This is a genomic window from Duganella sp. 1411 (genome assembly GCF_017833525.1).
In the GTDB taxonomy this organism is placed as follows: Bacteria; Pseudomonadota; Gammaproteobacteria; order Burkholderiales; family Burkholderiaceae_D; genus Rugamonas.
On sequence record NZ_JAFICD010000003.1, the window covers coordinates 541738 to 559841 of the forward strand.

Here is an 18104-nt window from a genome sequence, read left to right on the forward strand (position 1 = left end):
GATGATCAAATTCTTCAAGCTGGCAGCGGCCGGCTCCGTGCTGGGATGGGCGCTGGCGTGTGCGCCGGCGTCCGCGCAAACGCCGTACACCGACGACGCGGTGTATCAGGGCCTGGGTGGCAAGGAAGGCATCCGGAAGATCGTCGACACGTTCATTCCGCTGCTGCTGGCCGATCCGCGCATCAAGGACAGCTTCGCCGACTTCGACATGGAGCAGCTCAACGCGCGCCTGCGCGAGCAGTTCTGCGAGTTCGCCGGCGGCCCGTGCAAGTACACCGGCAAATACCGCGACAAGACGATGGACGGCGTCGGCACGGTGCGCGACATGGCGACCGTGCACCAGGATTTGAAAGTCACCAACGCCATGTTCAACGCGTTGACCGAAGACCTGCAGATCGCCATGGAGCGCAACCAGGTGCCCAATAGCGTGGCGAACAAGCTGATTGCCAAGCTGGCGCCGATGCAGCGTGTCATCGTGACCCAATAATCTGGCCGGGAGCATCCGAGTGAACCATCATCATCTGAAAAACATCCTGGCGGCGGTGGCGGCGGCTTCGGTGTGCGCCGGCGCCGGCGCGCAGGCCATGCCGGACATGGGCAAGTTCCTCGCCACCGGTGGCGTCAGCCAGGTCGAAGGCGCGGGTGGTGGCGGCATCGTGCCGTGGGCGCTGATCTCCGGCTACGGCACGCGCGATAGCTGGGGCGCGAACGCGCACTACACCTATCTGAAAACCCAGGACTACAAGTTGACCAGCTATGGCGTGGCGGTGGGGATCGCGGACCGGGTGGAGATTTCGCTGGCCAACCAGGAATTCAAGGGCCGCCTGGCGCCGCTCGACCAGTTGGCGATCGAGCAGGATATCGTCGGCGTGAAGGTGAAGGTCGCCGGAGACGCCGTGTATGACCAGGATCGCTGGCTGCCGCAGATCGCCGTCGGCGCGATGTACAAGAAGAACAAGGGGGTGCGGGGACTTGGCGCGCTTGGCGTGACCAATGTGACGCAGCTCGGCGCCGGGGATGATCGCGGCTACGATTATTATGTCGCCGCCACCAAGATCCTGTTCGAGCAAAGTTTGCTGCTCAACGCCACCTTGCGGTCCACCAAGGCGAATCAAATGGGTTTGCTGGGATTTGGCGGCGACCTGCGCGACAGCCGGCGCCTGATGCCCGAGATCTCGGCCGCGTATCTTGTCACGCGGAAGCTGGCGGTGGGCGCCGAGTACCGGCGCAAGCCGCACAACCTGGGCGTCGATGACGAGAAGGCGTATTACGACGCGTTCGTGGCCTGGTTCCCGACCAAGCATTTTTCGGTGACGGCGGCGTACGCGGAGCTGGGCGACATCACCATTTTCAATCCGAAGAAGCAGCGCGGCGTGTATCTGTCGGCGCAGGCGGGGTTTTGATCAATAGGATTTATACGGCAGGAACTTGCCGCTCAAAACCACCTGCACCCGGTCGCCCTTCGGATCGGCCTCGCGCTGGATATCCATCGAAAAATCGATCGCGCTCATGATGCCGTCGCCGAATTCCTCGTGGATCAATTCCTTGATGGTGGTGCCGTACACGTTGACGATCTCGTACCAGCGATAAATCAGCGGATCGGCCGGCACCGCCGATGGCAGCGAGCCCTTGTACGGCACGATCTGCAGCCACGCCGCTTCCTCGTCGGTCAAATCGAACAGCCGCTGCGCGATGTCGGCCTGCTGGCGGTCGAAGGTCATCTGCCCCAGCAGCGCGGCCGTGGTCCATTCCTTGCTCTGGCCGATCTGTTCGGCGATGTCGCTCCAGCGCATGTTGCGCGCGACTTTAACGGACAGGATTTTTTGCGTGACTTGCTGGCGGTCCATGACGGCTCCTCGGGTTGGTTTGCCCATGGAGCATGCAAGCGCCATGCCAGCGCGCGGCGGTTTAGCTCTTCAGCGATGTCGCCAGCAGCTTGTGCAGCTCGTCGAAATCGGGCTTGCCCAGGTAGCGCTTGAGGATTTTGCCGTCCTTGCCGATGACGAAGGTGGTCGGCGTCATGGCGACGTCGCCGTAGGCCTTGGCGGCCGAGCCGTCCGTGTCCAGCGCCACCTTGAACGGCAAATGACGCGTTTCGGCGTAGTTGACGACGTAGTTCGGCGGATCGTAGCTCATCGCCACGGCGACGAACTCCATGCCCTGCGGCTTGAACTTGTTGTAGGTGTCGACCATTTGGGGCATTTCGGCCACGCACGTGGTGCACGACGTCGCCCAGAAATTGACCATGACGACCTTGCCGCGCAGGCTGTCGGGGGTGATTTTTTCGCCCTGGATGGTGACGAAGCCGACGTTCGGCGCAACCGGCCGCTTGGCCAGCGAGACGTAGCCGCCAAAACCGATCGCGGCGATCACCACGGCGGCCAGCACCGGCTTGATCCAGCCCGGCGACGAGGTTTTAGCGGGGGAAACGGGGGAGGTGAGCGTAGTATCTTGCATGATCGATTCAGGCGCCGTGGGGGATGAGGTCATTATAGACCGGTATCCCCGACGGCGCCCGCCATGCCCGGTTTACTGCACCGAGTGGGTGGTGGCGCCACCGCTGTCGGTGCTGGCCGGGGCCGCCGCCGGGGCCGGCGTCGACTGGTATTGCTTGTACTCGTCCTCGGAGATGTATTCGAACACCTTGACGACCTTGGTCACGCCGCTCACGCCGCGGGCGATGTCGGCGCCGATCTGGCCTTCGCGCTGGGTCACGCGGCCCTGCAGGTAGACCGTGCCGCGCTCGGTGACGACCTGGTACGAGTTGGCCGAGATATCCTTGGCGTCGACCAGGCTGGCCTTGACCTTGGTGGTGATCAGCGTGTCGTTGGAGCGCGAGGTGTAGCTCGACGGGCCGGCGATCTCCAGCTCGTTGATGACCGACAGCACGCCCTCGACGCCGCGCACTTCGCGCTCGGCGGCCGCTTTCATCGTTTCGTCGCGCACTTCGCCGGTCAGCAGCACGCGGCGGTTGAAGCTGTTGACGTTGGTGTGGCCGGCGTCGCCGACGACGTTGCGCAGCTTGTTCGAGGCCTTGATCTGGATCGTGGTGTCCTCGGTCTGGGCGCCGAAGGTGCGGCGGTCCGACGCCGCCAGCGTGCCGCTGATGGCGCCGCCGGCGACCAGCGCGATGCAGCCCGTCAGCGAGGTCATCATCGTTGCGCACAGCACGCTCATGGCCAGCGGGCGCTGGATCCTGCGCCAGATGGCACCTGGGTTAGTCATTCACATCTCCTCCGAATAGCGCGACGTCGATGCCGTCGCAGATACAGTGTATGGACACCAGATGGACTTCCTGGATACGGGCGGTGCGGTCGGCCGGCACGCAGATGTGGACGTCGGCGTCGGTCAGCATCTTGCCGATGGCGCCGCCGCCCTTGCCGGTCATCGCCACGACGCGCATTTCGCGCTCGAGCGCCGCTTCGATGGCCGCCATCACGTTGGCCGAGTTGCCCGACGTCGAGAACGCCAGCAGGATGTCGCCGGCCTGGCCGAACGCCTGCACCTGCTTGGAGAAGATCTCGCGGTAGCTGTAGTCGTTGGCCACGGCCGTCAGGATCGAGGTGTCGGTGGTCAAGGCCATGGCCGGCAGCGGGAAGCGTTCGCGCTCGAAGCGTCCCACCAGTTCGGCGGCGAAGTGCTGGGCGTCGGCAGCCGAGCCGCCGTTGCCGCACACCAGGATCTTGTTGCCGTTCGACAGCGCCGAGAACATCAGGTCGATCGCCTGCGCCAGATGCGGCGCGAGGACGGTGGCGGATTGGATTTTGATTTCGGCACTTTCGTGGAAGTGCGCCAGGATGCGTTGATTATTCATAGTGTGCTGATTATAGTGCAGTCCCTCAACGAGCCGGACAAGCTCTGTTAAAAATGCTTACAACTCAAGAATGTTTTGTATCCATGACAATATTTCATCGTCGATGGCCACCAGGTCGAAGCGGCACGGCGGCGGGCTGGGGTAGCGCAGCAGGTAATACTGGGCCGCGTTGATCAGGCGCCGCCGCTTGGCCGGGGTGACGCTGGCGGCCGCGCCGCCGAAGCCGGCCGCCGCCCGGCGCCGCACCTCGACGAACACCAGGCCGCCGTTGTGCCGCATGATCAGGTCGATTTCGCCGACCTTGCACAGGAAATTGCGCTCGACCAGGGCCAGGCCCTGTTCCACCAGGTGGCTTAGCGCCCGGTCCTCGCCCAGCCGTCCCAGCCGCTGCTGCTCGGTGGGTTGTTTGGCCTGCTTGCCGCCGCCGGGGCCGGGGCGTTGCCGTGGCGGCGACATGGCGATCTCATTTGGCGACGGCCTGCGGCACGCCGTTTTTGTAGATGGCCGGCTGTTCGACGCGCTCGAAGCTGGCCGCGCCCTGGCCGAAATCGACCGTCAGGCGGCCGGTCACGCCGTCCACATGGAAGCGGCCGGCCGGATGGCGGCTGATCTCGCGCGCCACGCGGTAGGCGTCGATGCCCAGCGCGTACAGCCGTTCCATGTCGGCCGTGCCGGCCTGCACCGGGTGCGGGTAGACCATCACGGCCGGGTGGTCGCGCTGCACCTGCCAAGGCAGGTCGAGCAGGCGCACGCCGTCGAGCTCGGGGCCGGCGAAGGCCAGCGTCGCGCCCGGATTGAGCGCCGACGTGCCGTACACCGGCAGCGCACCGAACGCGCTCACCGGCACCGGCGGCTGGGCCGGCATGGCGTCGGCCGTGCTGATCACCGGATTGGTCGGCTCGGTCGTCAGCGGGGCGCCCAGCGCGCCGCGCAGCTGGCGGGTCTGGTCGGCGCCCATCGCCGAGAACAGCAGGCCGGGCGGGTCCTGCGCCAGGCGCGCGCGCAGTTGCACCAGGTCCGGATCGCTGAGGTAGCCGTTGGGCGCGTTCAGCTCGACCATGCGCACCGGCTGGCCGAGGCGCTGCCACTGGCCGGCGAAGGCGGCGGCGACGCGGCGCTGCCACGCCGAGCTGGTGGTCAGGATCAGCGCGCTGGCGCCGGGATGCTCGGCGGCGGCCCACTGGGCGGCCTGGCGCGCCTCCTCCTCGATCGACAGGCCCATGGCCAGCATCTTCGGCGGCAGCGGCGCGGCGCCGGCGCTGCCGTAGCCTTCCGGATAGTTCAGCGCGATGGTCGGCTTGCTCACCAGCGGGCTGGCCGCGACCGCCGCCACCGCCGAGCGCGCCAGCGGGCCGATGATGATGTCCTCGCGCTCGGACGCGCTGGCGTAGGTCGACAGGATGTCCTGCGGCACGTCGGTGGTTTCGATGACGGTGACGGTGACGTTGTCGCGGTCGCGCTCCCAGGCGGCCATGAAGCCGGCGCGCAGCGATTCGGCGGCCGCGCCCAGCGTTTCGGAGCGCAGCGGCAGCAGCAGCGCCATGTTGACCGGGGCGTTGGACGGCAAGGCGCGCTCGTCGGCCGCGCGCTCGTCCGGCCGGGCCTGGTCGGCGCGGTTGCCGGCGGCGGCGCCGCCCGGCAGGTCGATGGCGAAGGTTTCGGCCGCCGGCAGCGGCGGTTCGGGCGGCGGCTTGGGCAGCGGCTGGACCGGGGCGGGCGGCGGCGCGCTTGGGCTTATAATGGGCGCCATCGGCGGAATCGGCGTGCTGCCGCACGCGCTCAACGCCGCCACCGCCACCGCCGCAATCGTCGTAATCGCCGCGGACCGCAGCGACAACCTCATACTTTTCATTCGACCCCCAATGACCGACCAAGAAACCCGCGCCATCTCCACCCTACCCGTGCTGGGTGAAACGGCGCACCAGGCCTATCCTAGCGCAACCTTGTATATCGTGGCGACCCCGATCGGCAATGTGACCGATATTACGCTGCGCGCGTTGCACGTTTTGAACCTGGTCGACGCGGTCGCCTGCGAGGACACCCGTAACACGGCGCAACTGATGACCCGTTTCGGGCTGCACAAGCCGCTCATCGCCGCGCACCAGCACAACGAGCGCGAGGTGGCCGAGACCTTGATCGCGCGCCTGGGGGCCGGCGAGCGCATCGCGCTGGTGTCCGACGCCGGCACGCCGGGCGTGTCCGACCCGGGCGCGCGCATCGTCGACGCGGTGCGGGCGGCCGGATTGCGCGTGTTGCCGTTGCCGGGGGCGTCGGCGGCGGTGACCGCCTTGTCGGCCAGCGGGCTGGTCAACGATCAGTTCTATTTCGTCGGCTTCCTGCCGGCCAAGGCCAAGCAGCGCGAGAATTTCCTCGGCACATTGCGCGCGGTGACGGCGACGATGGTGTTCTACGAGGCGCCGCACCGCATCCTCGACTGCGCCGTCGCGCTGGCGGCCGTGTTCGAGCCGGAGCGCGAGGTGGTGTTCGCGCGCGAGCTGACCAAGATGTTCGAGGAAATCCACCGCTGCCCGCTGTCCGAGGCCGAAGCGTGGATCAAGGCCGATCCGCACCGCGAAAAGGGCGAGTTCGTCGTGTTGCTGGCCGGCGCGCCGGCGGCCGAGGACGAGCAAGATGTCGAGGCGGAACGGATTTTGAAGATCTTGCTGACCGAATGCTCGGTCAAGCAAGCCGCGAACCTGGCGGCGCAGATCACCGGCCGCAAGAAAAACGCGCTGTACGACCGTGCCTTGCAGTTAAAAGATGATTGAGCCGCGCGGCAACCCGAAAAGGCCGGGGTCGTACCCCGTGGGGTACGACCCCTGTTCGCCGCCGTGCGGGTTGAACGATACTCAAAACTTACACCCATGATCCTTCTTATCCAACAACCAAAATAAAGGCGTCAGCAGATTACCAGGCTGGGCCAGGCAATCTTTACGCTTGGCCCCTTCCATCTTGGTCGCCAGCTCGCTGGCCTTCTGTTCCGGGTAAAGCGGATGATCGTCCAACTGCGCCACCGGCAACCCCGCGCGCGCCGGGTCTTTCTCGTTCGCTACTTTACGCGCCGTCTTCAGCGCCGCGTTCATATCAAACTGTTTGGCCTGTTGCTGTGCTTGCTGCGGATACAGCGGATCAGGCACATTGGCGGCCGGCGCCGGTAAAGTGATCGCTTGCGACGGCGCCTCCTCGGCGGCGGGCTTCGGCGCCGGCTTATCCGCACGAACCACCTTTTTATCCCGCTCGCGCGGGTGAGCCGGCTCGACCGGCGGCGGCTTCAGCTCGACGACCACCGGCGCCGGCGGCTTGGGCGGCGGCGCCAGCCAAACCGTCATCGCCTCCCTCGGCGGCGGCGCCTCGGGCGTTCTCGACCGGTATCCAAAGATCAGCAACGCATGCAAAACCACCGAAACAGCGACGCCCCAGACCATGCCCGGCCGCCGCGGCCGGACGGACTCATCAAGGGTCGCGTTCATGGTTTTTTAGCTAAGTTATGCATAGCCTTCGATCTTACATTGAAAAAAATCGGCCGTGGTACATAATGAATGTCATAGGGGCACTTGACGGATGCTGGGGCAGCTTGTATTATCTTGCTTCTTCGGAGTGTAGCGCAGCCCGGTAGCGCACCTGGTTTGGGACCAGGGGGTCCAAGGTTCGAATCCTTGTACTCCGACCAGTATCTAAAACCCCCGTTTGATGGCAACGTCAAACGGGGGTTTTTCCTTTTGAAAGCCGGATTCATCCCGCAAAACCGGCCCCCGGTCGCATATGCCTCCGGCACCTTGGGCTGCTGGTTAGAATGCCTTCAGTCCAAACGGAGGTGCCGCCATGATGTCGTTCAAATTGCCGTTTAACACCAGGGTGCCGCTCGTCGAGCACGACGCGTCGCTGGTACGCAGGTATTATTTGCAAACGCTGCTGCGGCACGCGCTGGCGGCCGTGCTGGTGTGCGGCCTGTGCGTGACGGTTCCGGTCGTCTATGCCTGGTGGTCGCAGGGCTATATCCCCGCCGGCGTCAACTGGTTCTACCTGCTGCCCCTGATCGACTTCATCCTCGTCTTCCCGGCGCTCATCGCCATGGCCTCGAGCTACCTCGGCACGCTGCGCGAGGCCGGCACGGCGCTGACGCCGGAGATGATCTCCTCGCGGCCCCGGATGACGGTGAGCTCCCCGCTCGATACGCTCGGCACTTTTGAGTTGTGCGCCGAAACCCTGTCCGGCCTGACACTCGGTCTGGCGCTGGGTTATCCGGGCCCGGCGTCGTTTTCGCACCAGCAGTTCAAGGGCCGGATACGGATCGCGCCGCCACGCACCTTATGGCTGTGGCGGCGCATGGAAGTGCTGGTGACCGGCGAACCCGGACAGCCGACGCAAATCGAGGTCCGGCGGCGCTTCGGCCTGGAGTTCTTCCAGGTACAGCGGGGCGAGCCATGGGGTGCGGTGCAGACGGTGGCCCACCATCTGCATGTCGAAGTCAAGCGCCGCCACCACACGTTGCAACTGGCCCGGCGCGAGCACGAACTGCAACGCGCGGCGCTGAGCGCGAAGCTGTCGGCGCTGCAGGCGCAGGTGGAGCCGCATTTTTTGTTCAATACCCTGGCCAACCTGAAATACCTGATCCGCACCGACGGCGAAGCGGCGCAGCTGATGCTCGATCACCTGGTCGGCTATCTGCAAAACGCGCTGCCGGACATGCGTTCCGTCTCCTCCACCGTGGGACGCGAGCTGGCGCTGGCCGGCGATTACCTGTCCATCATGCGGATACGGATGGGCGAGCGGCTGCGCTTCCGTATCGATGCCGACGACGCCGTGCGGGCGCTGCCGTTTCCGCCGGCGATGCTGATTTCGCTGGTGGAGAACGCCATCAAGCACGGCCTGGAAAGCGCCACCCGCCCCGGCGATCTGCTGATTTCCGCCGCCATCGACGGCGGCGCGTTGCGGCTGACGGTGCGCGACAACGGCGCGGGGCTGAGCGACCAGCCGGGCCAGGGAGTCGGCTTGGCCAACATCCACGAACGCTTGCAGCTGCTGTATGGCGAGCGGGCGTCGCTGGCGGTGGCCGCGCCGGCCGATGGCGGCGTGGAGGCGACGCTGTCGGTGCCGCTACCGGCGCGGGAGGCGGCATGACCAGCGCCTTGATCGTCGAGGACGAACCGCTGCTGCGCGCGGAGCTGGCCGACCAGCTGGCGATGCTGTGGCCCGAGCTGGAGATCGTCGGGCGGGCGGAAAACGGCATCGAGGCGGTGGCGATGCTGGAGGCGCTGCGGCCGGACGTGGTTTTCCTCGATATCCAGATTCCCGGCTTGAATGGTCTGGAGGTGGCGCTGCATGTGCCCGAATCGACGCAGATCGTGTTTGTGACGGCGTATGCCGAGCATGCGCTCAAGGCCTTTGATGCAGGGGCGGCGGATTATCTGGTCAAGCCGCTTTCGGCGGCGCGCTTGCTGCAGACGGTGAAGCGTTTGAAAAGCCGCGAAGGGCGTGTGGTGGCGCCGGAGGTGTGGCGGCAGCTGTTCGGCAAGGCGGCGGCGCCGGTGTATTTGAAGTGGATCAAGGCGTCGATCGGCAATTCGGTGCGGCTGGTGATGGTGGCGGATGTGCAGTTCTTTACGTCCGATGGCAAGTACACGCGGGTGGTGACGGCCACGGGGGATGCGTTGATACGCGTGCCGCTCAAAAGCTTGATCGAGCAGCTCGATCCGGGGCAGTTCGCGCAGGTGCATCGCGGCGCGATCGTCAACCTGGAGGCGATCGAGCGCATCGACCGCGATGGGGCGGCCATGGAGATTCATTTGAAGGGACGGCCGGAGAAGTTGGCCGTCAGCGAGGCTTGTACGCGGCAGTTCCGCCAGATGTAATGCGCGGCGTCGCCTCAATTGGCCCGCTTGGCGGCGATCGCGTTGCCGGCGCGGCTGGCGCCTTTGCGTCCCAGGAAATGCGAGATGAACTGCCCCGCATCCACCACGATGTCCAGGTCGACGCCGGTCTCGATTCCCAACCCCTGCATCATGTACAGCACGTCCTCGGTGGCGACGTTGCCGGTCGCGCCCTTGGCGTACGGACAGCCGCCCAGCCCCGATACCGACGAGTGGTAGATCGAGATGCCCACCTCCAGGCTGGCGTAGATGTTGGCCAGCGCTTGCCCATAGGTGTCGTGGAAGTGCCCCGCCAGAGCGTCGACGCGGAACTCGCGGATCGCGCGCTCCATCACCGCCTGCGTCTTGCGCGGCGTGGCCACGCCGATGGTGTCGGCGATGTCGATCTCGTCGCAACCCAGGTCGCGCATGCGGCCCACCACGTCGGCCACCGCGTCGAGCGGCACGTCGCCCTGGTACGGGCAGCCGAACGAGCAGCTGATGCTGCCGCGCAGGCGCAGGCCGTTGTCCTTGACCGCCTTGGCCACGTCCTCGAAGCGGGCGATCGATTCGGCGATCGAGCAGTTGATGTTCTTTTGCGAGAACGCCTCCGACGCCGAGCCGAAAATGACCACCTCGTCGGCGCGCGCGGCCAGCGCCGCCGTCAGGCCTTGCATGTTGGGCGTGAGCGCGGAGTAGATCACGCCGCTCTTGCGGTCGATGCCGGCCATGACCTCGGTGCTGGTGGCCATCTGCGGCACCCACTTGGGCGAGACGAACGACGCCGCCTCGATGTTGCGGAAGCCGGCGCTGGTGAGGCGGTTCACCAGTTCGATCTTGACCGCTGCGGGCACGCTGGCTTTTTCGTTTTGCAGGCCGTCGCGCGGCCCCACTTCGACGATTTTGACCTGCCGGGGCAAACTGTTCATCTTTAATATCCTTGGTTGCGGTCGACGATGTCGGCGACGGGTTCGCCATTTTCGAGCTTGCGGATTTTTTCGGCGATCTGCTGCACGCTTTCGCGGCGCAAGGTCAGCGCCGAGATATGCGGCGTGATCGTGATGCGCGGCTCCTGCCAGAACGGGTGCTGCGCCGGCAGCGGCTCGTTGCGGAACACGTCCAGCGTGGCGGCGGCGATGTGGCCGGATTTGATCAGCGCCAGCAGATCCGGCTCGGCGATGTGGGCGCCGCGCGCGACGTTGATGACGAAGGCGCCGGCCGGCAGCTTGCACATGTTGGTGCGGTCGACCAGGTTGCTGGTGTCGGGCGTCAGCGGCAGCATGCAGACCAATACCCGGCTGCCGCGCAGGAAGGTGTCGAGGCCATCGGCGCCGTGGTAGCACTGCACGCCGGGCATGGCTTTTTCGGTGCGGCTCCAGCCGCGCAGCGGGAAGCCGAACGGCGCCAGCGCTTCGAGCACGCGCTTGCCCAGCACGCCCATGCCCAGCACGCCGATGGCGAAGTCGCCCCGGTTATGCTGCGGCAAAGGCGCCCACAGGCCGGCGCGCGCCTGCGCCTCGTATTCGTCGAAACGGCGGAAATAGCGCAGCACCGAGTACGTGACGTATTCGGCCATCTGCACCGCCATGCCGGCGTCGCCCAGGCGGATGATGGGCACCTCGCGCGGAATGGCGTCGCCGAAGCGCAGCAGCGCGTCGACGCCGGCGCCGGTGTTGAAGATCGCCTTGACCTGCGCCAGCTCCGGCAGCATCGCCTCCGGCGGCGACCACACCACCGCGTAGTCGCACGGCTGGCTTGGTTCGCCGGCGTGCCAGATCTCGAATTCCGCCTCGGGCAGGAACTTGGTGAAGTCCTTGATCCACGGCTCGGTCTTGCCGTCCGCTCGATGTAAAAGAATGCGCATGATGATCTCCCTGATCTTCCCGATCTTCCTTTTACGCCGTCTTGAACGCCAGCAGCGGTGCGCCATCGGCCACCTGGTCGCCGACGCCGTATAGGATGTCATCGACCACCCCATCGTGCGGCGCGGCGATGGTGTGTTCCATTTTCATGGCTTCCATGATGACGAGGGCGTCCCCTTTTTTCACTTCCTGGCCTTTGGCGGCCAGCACCGCGACCACCTTGCCCGGCATCGGCGCGGTCAGGCGGCCGCCTTCGGCCTCCGTCTCGCCGGCGTGGGCCATCGGGTCGTTGTAGGTCAGCTGGTGATGGGCGCCGCCGGTGAAGACGTGCAGCACGTCGCCGTCGCGGCGCACCGCGCCGTGCACGGCCCGCGCGCCCAGCTTGATGCTGTAGCCGTCGCCGTCGCGCGAGGTCAGGGCCAGCACCTCGGGCTGCGCGCCCGCGCCCACGCTGAACAGCCAGCCGTCGGCGCGGTAGCTGACGTAGGCCGTGTAGGGTTTGTCGCTGGCGAATTCGTCGCTGAACGACAGCGCGCGCACGTACGGCTGGTTCATGCGCCAGCCCAGCGCCTGGCCCCACGGGTCGGCCGGGTTGGCGCGCGATTGTTGGGCGGCGCCCTGTGTTTCGGCGGCGATCAGCGACACCACGGCCAGCGCCAGCGCGCTGTCCGGCGCGGCTTGCGGCGCCGGGAACAAGGCGTCGTGATTGCGCTCGATCAGGCCCGTGTCCAGGTCCGCCGTGGCGAAGGCCTGGCCTTCGACCAGGCGCTTGAGGAAGGCGATGTTGGTCGCCAGGCCGGCCACCTGGTATTCGGACAGCGCCTGCGCCATGCGGGCCAGCGCCTGCTTGCGGTCCGCGCCCCAGACGATCAGCTTGGCGATCATCGGGTCGTAGAACGGCGAGATGGCGTCGCCGGCGCGCACGCCGGAATCGATGCGCACGCCGGCGGGCGTGCCGGCCGCGCCGCCAAGCTCGAACGACACCGCGTCCGGCGTGGCCAGGTGGCGCAGGGTGCCGATCGACGGCAGGAAGCCCTTCTCCGGATTCTCTGCGTAGATGCGCGCTTCGATGGCGTGGCCGTTGATGGTCAGCTCGTGCTGCTGCTTCGGCAGCGGCTCGCCGGCGGCCACGCGCAGCTGCCACTCCACCAGGTCGGTGCCGGTGATCATCTCGGTGACCGGATGCTCGACCTGCAGGCGGGTGTTCATCTCCATGAAGTAGAACGAGCCGTCCTGGTTGGCGATGAACTCCACCGTGCCGGCGCCGACATAGCCGACCGCCTTGGCGGCGGCCACCGCCGCCTCGCCCATGGCGGCGCGGCGTTCGGCCGTCATGTTCGGCGCGGGCGCCTCCTCCAGCACTTTCTGGTGGCGGCGCTGCACCGAGCAATCGCGCTCGAACAGGTAGATGCAGTCGCCGAGCGTGTCGGCGAAGACCTGGATTTCGATGTGGCGCGGGCGCTGCAGGTATTTCTCCGCCAGCACCTTGTCGTCGCCGAAGGAGCTGATCGCCTCGCGCTTGCACGACGCCAGCGCATCCTTGAACTGCGCCGAGTTCTCGATCACGCGCATGCCCTTGCCGCCGCCGCCGGCCGAGGCCTTGAGCAGCACCGGGTAGCCGATCTTGTCGGCCTGCGCGTGCAGGAAGTCGGCGTCCTGCTGTTCACCGTGATAGCCCGGCACCAGCGGCACGTGGGCTTTTTCCATCAGCGACTTGGCGGCGGACTTGGAGCCCATCGCGCGCATCGCCGACGCCGGCGGGCCGATGAAGACCAAACCGGCTTCGGCGCAGGCGTCGGCGAAGTCGGCGTTCTCGGACAGAAAGCCGTAGCCGGGGTGGATCGCCTGCGCGCCGGTGGCCTTGGCGACGGCGATGATCTTGTCGCCGCACAGGTAGCTCTCCTTGGCGGCGGCGGGGCCGATCAGCACCGCCTCGTCGCAGACGGCGACGTGTTTGGCGTCGGCGTCGGCCTCCGAGTAGACGGCGACGGTCTTGATGCCCATGCGGCGGGCGGTGGCGGCGACGCGGCAGGCGATCTCGCCACGGTTTGCGATCAGGATTTTGGTGAACATGGTTGTCTCTCTCTATTCTTTGTTTTTTAACCCCCGGCCAACCCTGGGGTCGTACCCCTCGGGGTACGACCCCGCCCAGCTTTGCGGGTTAGCAGCCGCACTTTTCCTTCGGCGCCGATTCCAGCACGGCGCCGCGGGTTTTCAGGCCCAGCTTGGCCAGCAGGTTGCGGTCGTCCTCCGCTTCCGGATTCTCGGTCGTCAGCAGCTTGTCGCCGTAGAAGATCGAGTTGGCGCCGGCCATGAAGCACATCGCCTGCACCGCTTCGCCCATCTGGCGGCGCCCCGCCGACAAGCGCACGCGCGCCTTCGGCATCGTGATGCGGGCGACGGCGATGGTGCGCACGAATTCGAACGGGTCCAGCGGGTCCATGCCGTACAGCGGCGTGCCCTCGACCTGCACCAGGTGGTTGACCGGCACCGATTCCGGATACGGATTCAGGTTGGCCAGCTGCGCGATCAGGCCGGCGCGCTGCAGGCGCGTCTCGCCCATGCCGACGATGCCGCCGCAGCAGACCTTCAGGCCCGCCTCGCGGATGCGGCCCAGCGTGTCCAGGCGGTCCTGGTATTCGCGGGTCGAGATGACGTTGTCGTAGAACTCGGGCGCGGTGTCGAGGTTGTGGTTGTAGTAATCGAGGCCGGCGTCCTTCAGGCGCTGCGCCTGGCTTTCCTCCAGCATGCCCAGGGTGGCGCAGGTTTCCAGGCCGAGTGCCTTCACTTCGCGCACCATCTCCTCGACCTTGTCCATGTCGCGCTCCTTCGGGCTGCGCCAGGCGGCGCCCATGCAGAAGCGGGTGGCGCCGTTGTCCTTGGCCTGGCGGGCGGCGTCGAGCACCGTGTCGATGTCGAGGATCTTCTTGGCTTCGACGCCGGTGTCGTAGCGCGCCGCCTGCGGGCAGTAGCCGCAGTCCTCTTCGCAGCCGCCGGTCTTAATCGACAGCAGCGTGGCCAGTTCGACGTCGCCATCCGGGAAGTTGACGCGGTGGGTTTGCTGGGCCTTGAACATCAGGTCGTTGAACGGCAGGTCGAACAGCGCCATCACATCTTCCAGCGGCCAGGTCGCCGCCGGCGGCAGGGTAATCGCGGCCGTCGGGCGGTGCAGGGAAACGGTTTTAGGTTCTTGGAGGGTGGTCAGGGACATCGGGTTTCCTTCTTCGTTCAAAGTTTGTTCTGAGTTGGCCAGTTGGGCAGCTCGGTAAAATCGATATGGGCGGCCGCCGCCTCGGCGCTGGGCTGCTGCAGGCGCGGGATGCGGCCCAGCAGCGGCGCGTCGATGCGTTGTGCCAGCGCGGCGACGTTTTCGTCGGCGAAGGCCATGTCGGCCTGGGTTTCGTTGGCGACCCAGCCGATCACGGTCAGGCCGCGCGCCTCGATCGCCTCGACCGTCAGCAGCGCGTGGCTGATGCAGCCGAGCCGCAGCCCGACCACCAGCACCACCGGCAGGTCGAGCTGCTCGGCCAGGTCGGCGGTGTCGAATTCGTCGTTGAGCGGCACGCGGAAGCCGCCCACGCCCTCGACCACCACGGCGTCGGAGGCGGCGTTGATTTCGACGTAGGCCGCCAGGATCGGCACCGGCGAGATGACGACGCCTTCCAGTGCGGCGGCGATGTGCGGCGCGGCCGGCTCCTTGAGCAGGAACGGCGTGGTGATGGTCGGCAGCAGGTGGACGTTGCCGGCCGCGGCCAGCTGGTCGCAGTCGTCGTTGTGCCATTCGCCGTCGCGCAGCTCGGCGCCGGCGGCCACCGGCTTCATGCCGCAGGCGCGCACGCCGGCCTTGACCAGCGCGTGCAGCATCGCCGACGACACCAGCGTCTTGCCGATCTCGGTGTCGGTGCCGGTGACGAAACAGCAAAAGCGCGGCGGCAAGCCGTTGGCCAGGACCGCCGGCTGCGCCTGCGATTCGGTCTCGTCGACGGCCGCCGGCGCGTCCGACGGGATATCGACTGCTATGACGGGATCATCGAGACTCATCTGACGTCCTTTCCAATGCCAATACATTAAGGGCGGCGATCAGCCGCGCGACTTCCATGCTGCTATGGCCCGCCGACAGCGTCACGCGCAGGCGCGAGGTGCCTGGTGCGACGGTTGGCGGGCGGATGGTGCCGACCCACAGCCCCTGCTCGTACAGGGCCGCGCCGGCGCGCATGGTCTCGGCATTATCGCCGATCAGGATAGGTTGGATCGCCGTCGTCGACGGCAAACGCTGCCAGCGATGAAGTTTGAGCCCAACCTGGCCATCGTCCAATTGTGCCACCAATGCACCGAGGTGAGCGCGCCGTTTTATGCCCTCCTGGCCCTCGATCAGCTCTATGCTGGTCAGCAGGGCGTGCGCCAGCGCCGGCGGCGTGGCGGTGGTGAAGATGTAGGGGCGGGCCTTCTGGATCAGCGTCTCGATCACCGTCTCGTGCGCGGCCACGAAGGCGCCGCCGACTCCGGCCGCCTTGCCCAGGGTGCCCATGTAGACCAGGTTCGGCGAGCGCAGATTGAAGTGCTCCAGCGCGCCGCGGCCATGGTCGCCGAGGACGCCGAAGCCGTGGGCGTCGTCGATCACCAGCCAGGCGCCGTGTTGTTCGCACAACGCCAGCAGCTCCGGCAGCGGCGCCAGGTCGCCGTCCATGCTGAAGACGCTGTCCGTCACTACCAGCTTGGTAGCGGCGTTGCTGGCCTCGAGCATCGCGCCCAGTTTTTCCAGGTCGGCGTGCGGATAGACCCGGACCCGGGCGCGCGACAGCCGCGCGCCGTCGATCAGCGAGGCGTGGTTGAGCGATTCGGAGAAGATCTCGGCCTCGCGGTCGGCGGCTGTCAAGCCGGTGATGATGGCCAGGTTGGCCATGTAGCCGGTGCAGAAGGTCAGCGCGCGCGCCGACTCCAGGTGGCCGCCGACAAATTCGGCCAGCCGCTCCTCCAGCATCGCGTGGGCGCGGCCATGGCCGCTGATCATGTGCGAGGCGCCGCTGCCGACGCCGTGGATCGCCGCGCCCTCCTGCAGCGCAAGCTTGAGGCGCGGATGGTTGGCCAGGCCCAGGTAGTCGTTGCTGCAGAAGGCCAGCAACTCGCGGCCGTCGACCGTCACGCGCGGTCCGCACGGCGTGTCGACGGTGCGGCGCTTGCGCGTCAGGTCCTGCTCGTCGAGCGCGCGCAGTTGTTGGGTGAGTTGATTCATCAGCTTCATCGTCAGCCCGCCATGGTTTTGTCGAACACGGCCAGCGTGTTGGCGGCCAGGCCGTCGATCTCGTCGTCGTTGAGGATATACGGCGGCATCATGTAGACGGTGGCGCCGATGGGGCGCATCAGCAGTTCGTGCTCGACCGCCGTGGCGAAGAAGCGGCGCGAAAAGTCCGGCGTGGCGTCGATGGCGTCGAAGGCCCAGATCATGCCGCGCTGGCGGAAGTTGCGCACCCGCTTGTGTTGCGCCAGCGGTTGCAGCGCCGCCGTCAGGCGCGCGGCCTTCGCCTTATTGGCGTTGAGGACATCGTCCTCGTCGAAGATTTGCAGCGTCGCCAGGGCCGCGCGGCAGGCCAGTGGGTTGCCGGTGTACGAGTGCGAGTGCAGGAAACCGCGCGTGACGTCGCTGCTGTAGAAGGCCTGGTAGATGTCGTCGCGCGTCATCACCAGCGACAGCGGCAGGTAGCCGCCGCTGATACCCTTGGACAGGCACAGGAAGTCCGGCCAGATGCCGGCCTGCTCGCAGGCGAAGAAGGTGCCGGTGCGGCCGCAGCCGACGGCGATTTCGTCGAGGATCAGGTGCACCTGATGGCGGTCGCACAGTTCGCGCACCAGCTTGAGGTACAACGGATCGTGCATCGCCATGCCGGTGGCGCATTGCACCAGCGGTTCGATGATGATGGCGGCTATTTTGTCGGCCTTGTCGACGAACAGGCGTTCGACGTCGGCGGCGGCGCGGCGCGCCATGTCTTCGGCCGTCTCTCCCTCGGCGGCGTTGGCGTTGCGCGCGTCCGGCGACATCACCGTTTGCGAGGCGCGCAGCAGCGGACCGTAAGCGTCCTTGAACAGCGCGACGTCGGTGACGGCCAGCGCGCCGATGGTCTCGCCGTGGTAGCTGCCCTTGAGGCAGACGAATTCCTGCTTGGCCGATTTACCGTTGTTGCGCCACGAGTGGAAGCTCATTTTGAGCGCGATTTCCACGGCGGAGGCGCCGTCGCTGGCGTAGAAGCTGTGGCCCAGCGCATGGCCGGTCAGCGCCGACAGCTTTTCCGACAGCTCGATCACCGGTTCGTGCGTGAAGCCGGCCAGCATCGCGTGTTCCAGCGTGTCCAGCTGGCCCTTCAGCGCGGCGTTGATGCGCGGGTTGGCGTGGCCGAACAGGTTGACCCACCAGGAGCTGATCGCGTCCAGGTAGCGGCGGCCTTCGTGGTCGTACAGCCACGCGCCCTTGCCCCGGCTGACCGGGATCAGGGGAATAGTCTCGTGGTGCTGCATCTGCGTGCATGGGTGCCATACGCTGCGCAGGCTGCGCGCCACCCATTCGCTTTGTTTATTGTCTTGCAA

The 18104-nt window shown here is 66.6% G+C and carries 19 protein-coding genes and 1 tRNA gene; 6 read left to right on the forward strand and 14 right to left on the reverse strand.

The window, feature by feature from the left end; translation table 11 throughout:
- Position 1: 1 nt before the first annotated feature.
- Entirely contained in the window at positions 2–487 is a 486-nt protein-coding gene (locus JOD97_RS19535; protein ID WP_209721863.1) for a group 1 truncated hemoglobin, read from the forward strand.
- A 97-nt stretch (positions 488–584) separates the two neighbouring features.
- Positions 585–1403: a DUF3034 family protein gene (locus tag JOD97_RS19540; RefSeq protein ID WP_209722695.1), complete on the forward strand. Its 819-nt coding sequence runs from the start codon at positions 585–587 to the stop codon at positions 1401–1403.
- On the opposite strand, the gene cynS is transcribed toward JOD97_RS19540, so the two are convergent.
- The 6 genes from cynS to JOD97_RS19570 all read right to left on the reverse strand — a co-directional run bounded on the left by cynS (position 1404) and on the right by JOD97_RS19570 (position 5564).
- Positions 1404–1847, reverse strand: coding sequence for a cyanase (gene cynS, locus JOD97_RS19545; protein ID WP_209721866.1), 444 nt, complete (start codon positions 1845–1847; stop codon positions 1404–1406).
- Positions 1848–1908: 61 nt separating this feature from the next.
- A complete protein-coding gene (locus tag JOD97_RS19550) occupies positions 1909–2457 on the reverse strand; it encodes a peroxiredoxin (protein WP_209721869.1) in 549 nt (182 codons plus the stop codon).
- A gap of 72 nt (positions 2458–2529) precedes the next feature.
- Entirely contained in the window at positions 2530–3225 is a 696-nt protein-coding gene (locus JOD97_RS19555; RefSeq protein ID WP_209721872.1) for a BON domain-containing protein, read from the reverse strand.
- Positions 3218–3814 (reverse strand): phosphoheptose isomerase, encoded by a 597-nt coding sequence (locus tag JOD97_RS19560; RefSeq protein ID WP_090324362.1) that lies wholly within the window; start codon positions 3812–3814, stop codon positions 3218–3220. Before JOD97_RS19560 ends, JOD97_RS19555 begins: the two co-directional genes overlap by 8 nt.
- 57 nt (positions 3815–3871) lie before the next feature.
- Positions 3872–4270: a YraN family protein gene (locus tag JOD97_RS19565; RefSeq protein WP_209721875.1), complete on the reverse strand. Its 399-nt coding sequence runs from the start codon at positions 4268–4270 to the stop codon at positions 3872–3874.
- Positions 4271–4277: 7 nt separating this feature from the next.
- The gene (locus tag JOD97_RS19570; RefSeq protein ID WP_209721878.1) at positions 4278–5564 is read right to left on the reverse strand and encodes a penicillin-binding protein activator; all 1287 of its coding nucleotides are present in this window, start codon (positions 5562–5564) and stop codon (positions 4278–4280) included.
- A gap of 112 nt (positions 5565–5676) precedes the next feature.
- Between JOD97_RS19570 and rsmI the strand changes: the two genes are divergently transcribed.
- Entirely contained in the window at positions 5677–6582 is a 906-nt protein-coding gene (gene rsmI / locus JOD97_RS19575; RefSeq protein WP_209721881.1) for a 16S rRNA (cytidine(1402)-2'-O)-methyltransferase, read from the forward strand.
- A gap of 81 nt (positions 6583–6663) precedes the next feature.
- Here the strand turns inward: rsmI and JOD97_RS19580 are convergent, their stop codons facing one another.
- Positions 6664–7284 (reverse strand): hypothetical protein, encoded by a 621-nt coding sequence (locus JOD97_RS19580; protein WP_209721884.1) that lies wholly within the window; start codon positions 7282–7284, stop codon positions 6664–6666.
- A gap of 123 nt (positions 7285–7407) precedes the next feature.
- Here JOD97_RS19580 and JOD97_RS19585 point away from each other — a divergent pair.
- The 3 genes from JOD97_RS19585 to JOD97_RS19595 all read left to right on the forward strand — a co-directional run bounded on the left by JOD97_RS19585 (position 7408) and on the right by JOD97_RS19595 (position 9666).
- Positions 7408–7484 (forward strand) — tRNA-Pro (locus JOD97_RS19585).
- 152 nt (positions 7485–7636) lie between these two features.
- On the forward strand, positions 7637–8935 hold the full coding sequence (locus tag JOD97_RS19590) for a sensor histidine kinase (RefSeq protein ID WP_209721887.1): 1299 nt from the start codon (positions 7637–7639) through the stop codon (positions 8933–8935).
- Positions 8932–9666 (forward strand): LytTR family DNA-binding domain-containing protein, encoded by a 735-nt coding sequence (locus tag JOD97_RS19595; RefSeq protein ID WP_209721891.1) that lies wholly within the window; start codon positions 8932–8934, stop codon positions 9664–9666. Before JOD97_RS19590 ends, JOD97_RS19595 begins: the two co-directional genes overlap by 4 nt.
- Before the next feature lie 14 nt (positions 9667–9680).
- Here the strand turns inward: JOD97_RS19595 and JOD97_RS19600 are convergent, their stop codons facing one another.
- The 7 genes from JOD97_RS19600 to bioA form a co-directional block, all read right to left on the reverse strand.
- Positions 9681–10592: a hydroxymethylglutaryl-CoA lyase gene (locus JOD97_RS19600; protein ID WP_209721894.1), complete on the reverse strand. Its 912-nt coding sequence runs from the start codon at positions 10590–10592 to the stop codon at positions 9681–9683.
- 2 nt (positions 10593–10594) lie between these two features.
- Positions 10595–11527 carry a glyoxylate/hydroxypyruvate reductase A gene (locus JOD97_RS19605; protein WP_209721897.1) on the reverse strand — a complete coding sequence of 311 codons (933 nt, stop codon included), beginning with the start codon at positions 11525–11527 and terminating at the stop codon, positions 10595–10597.
- A 31-nt stretch (positions 11528–11558) separates the two neighbouring features.
- Complete coding sequence (locus JOD97_RS33290; RefSeq protein WP_209721899.1) at positions 11559–13598, reverse strand: acetyl/propionyl/methylcrotonyl-CoA carboxylase subunit alpha; 2040 nt, start codon at positions 13596–13598, stop codon at positions 11559–11561.
- An 88-nt stretch (positions 13599–13686) separates the two neighbouring features.
- Positions 13687–14736 (reverse strand): biotin synthase BioB, encoded by a 1050-nt coding sequence (gene bioB, locus JOD97_RS19615; protein WP_209721902.1) that lies wholly within the window; start codon positions 14734–14736, stop codon positions 13687–13689.
- Between the two features lie 17 nt (positions 14737–14753).
- On the reverse strand, positions 14754–15566 hold the full coding sequence (bioD, locus tag JOD97_RS19620; protein WP_209721905.1) for a dethiobiotin synthase: 813 nt from the start codon (positions 15564–15566) through the stop codon (positions 14754–14756).
- Positions 15553–16767, reverse strand: a complete 1215-nt coding sequence (gene bioF, locus JOD97_RS19625) for an 8-amino-7-oxononanoate synthase (protein WP_209721909.1) — start codon at positions 16765–16767, stop codon at positions 15553–15555. The genes bioD and bioF overlap by 14 nt, the downstream gene beginning before the upstream one ends.
- A gap of 2 nt (positions 16768–16769) precedes the next feature.
- Complete coding sequence (gene bioA, locus JOD97_RS19630) at positions 16770–18104, reverse strand: adenosylmethionine--8-amino-7-oxononanoate transaminase (RefSeq protein ID WP_209721912.1); 1335 nt, start codon at positions 18102–18104, stop codon at positions 16770–16772.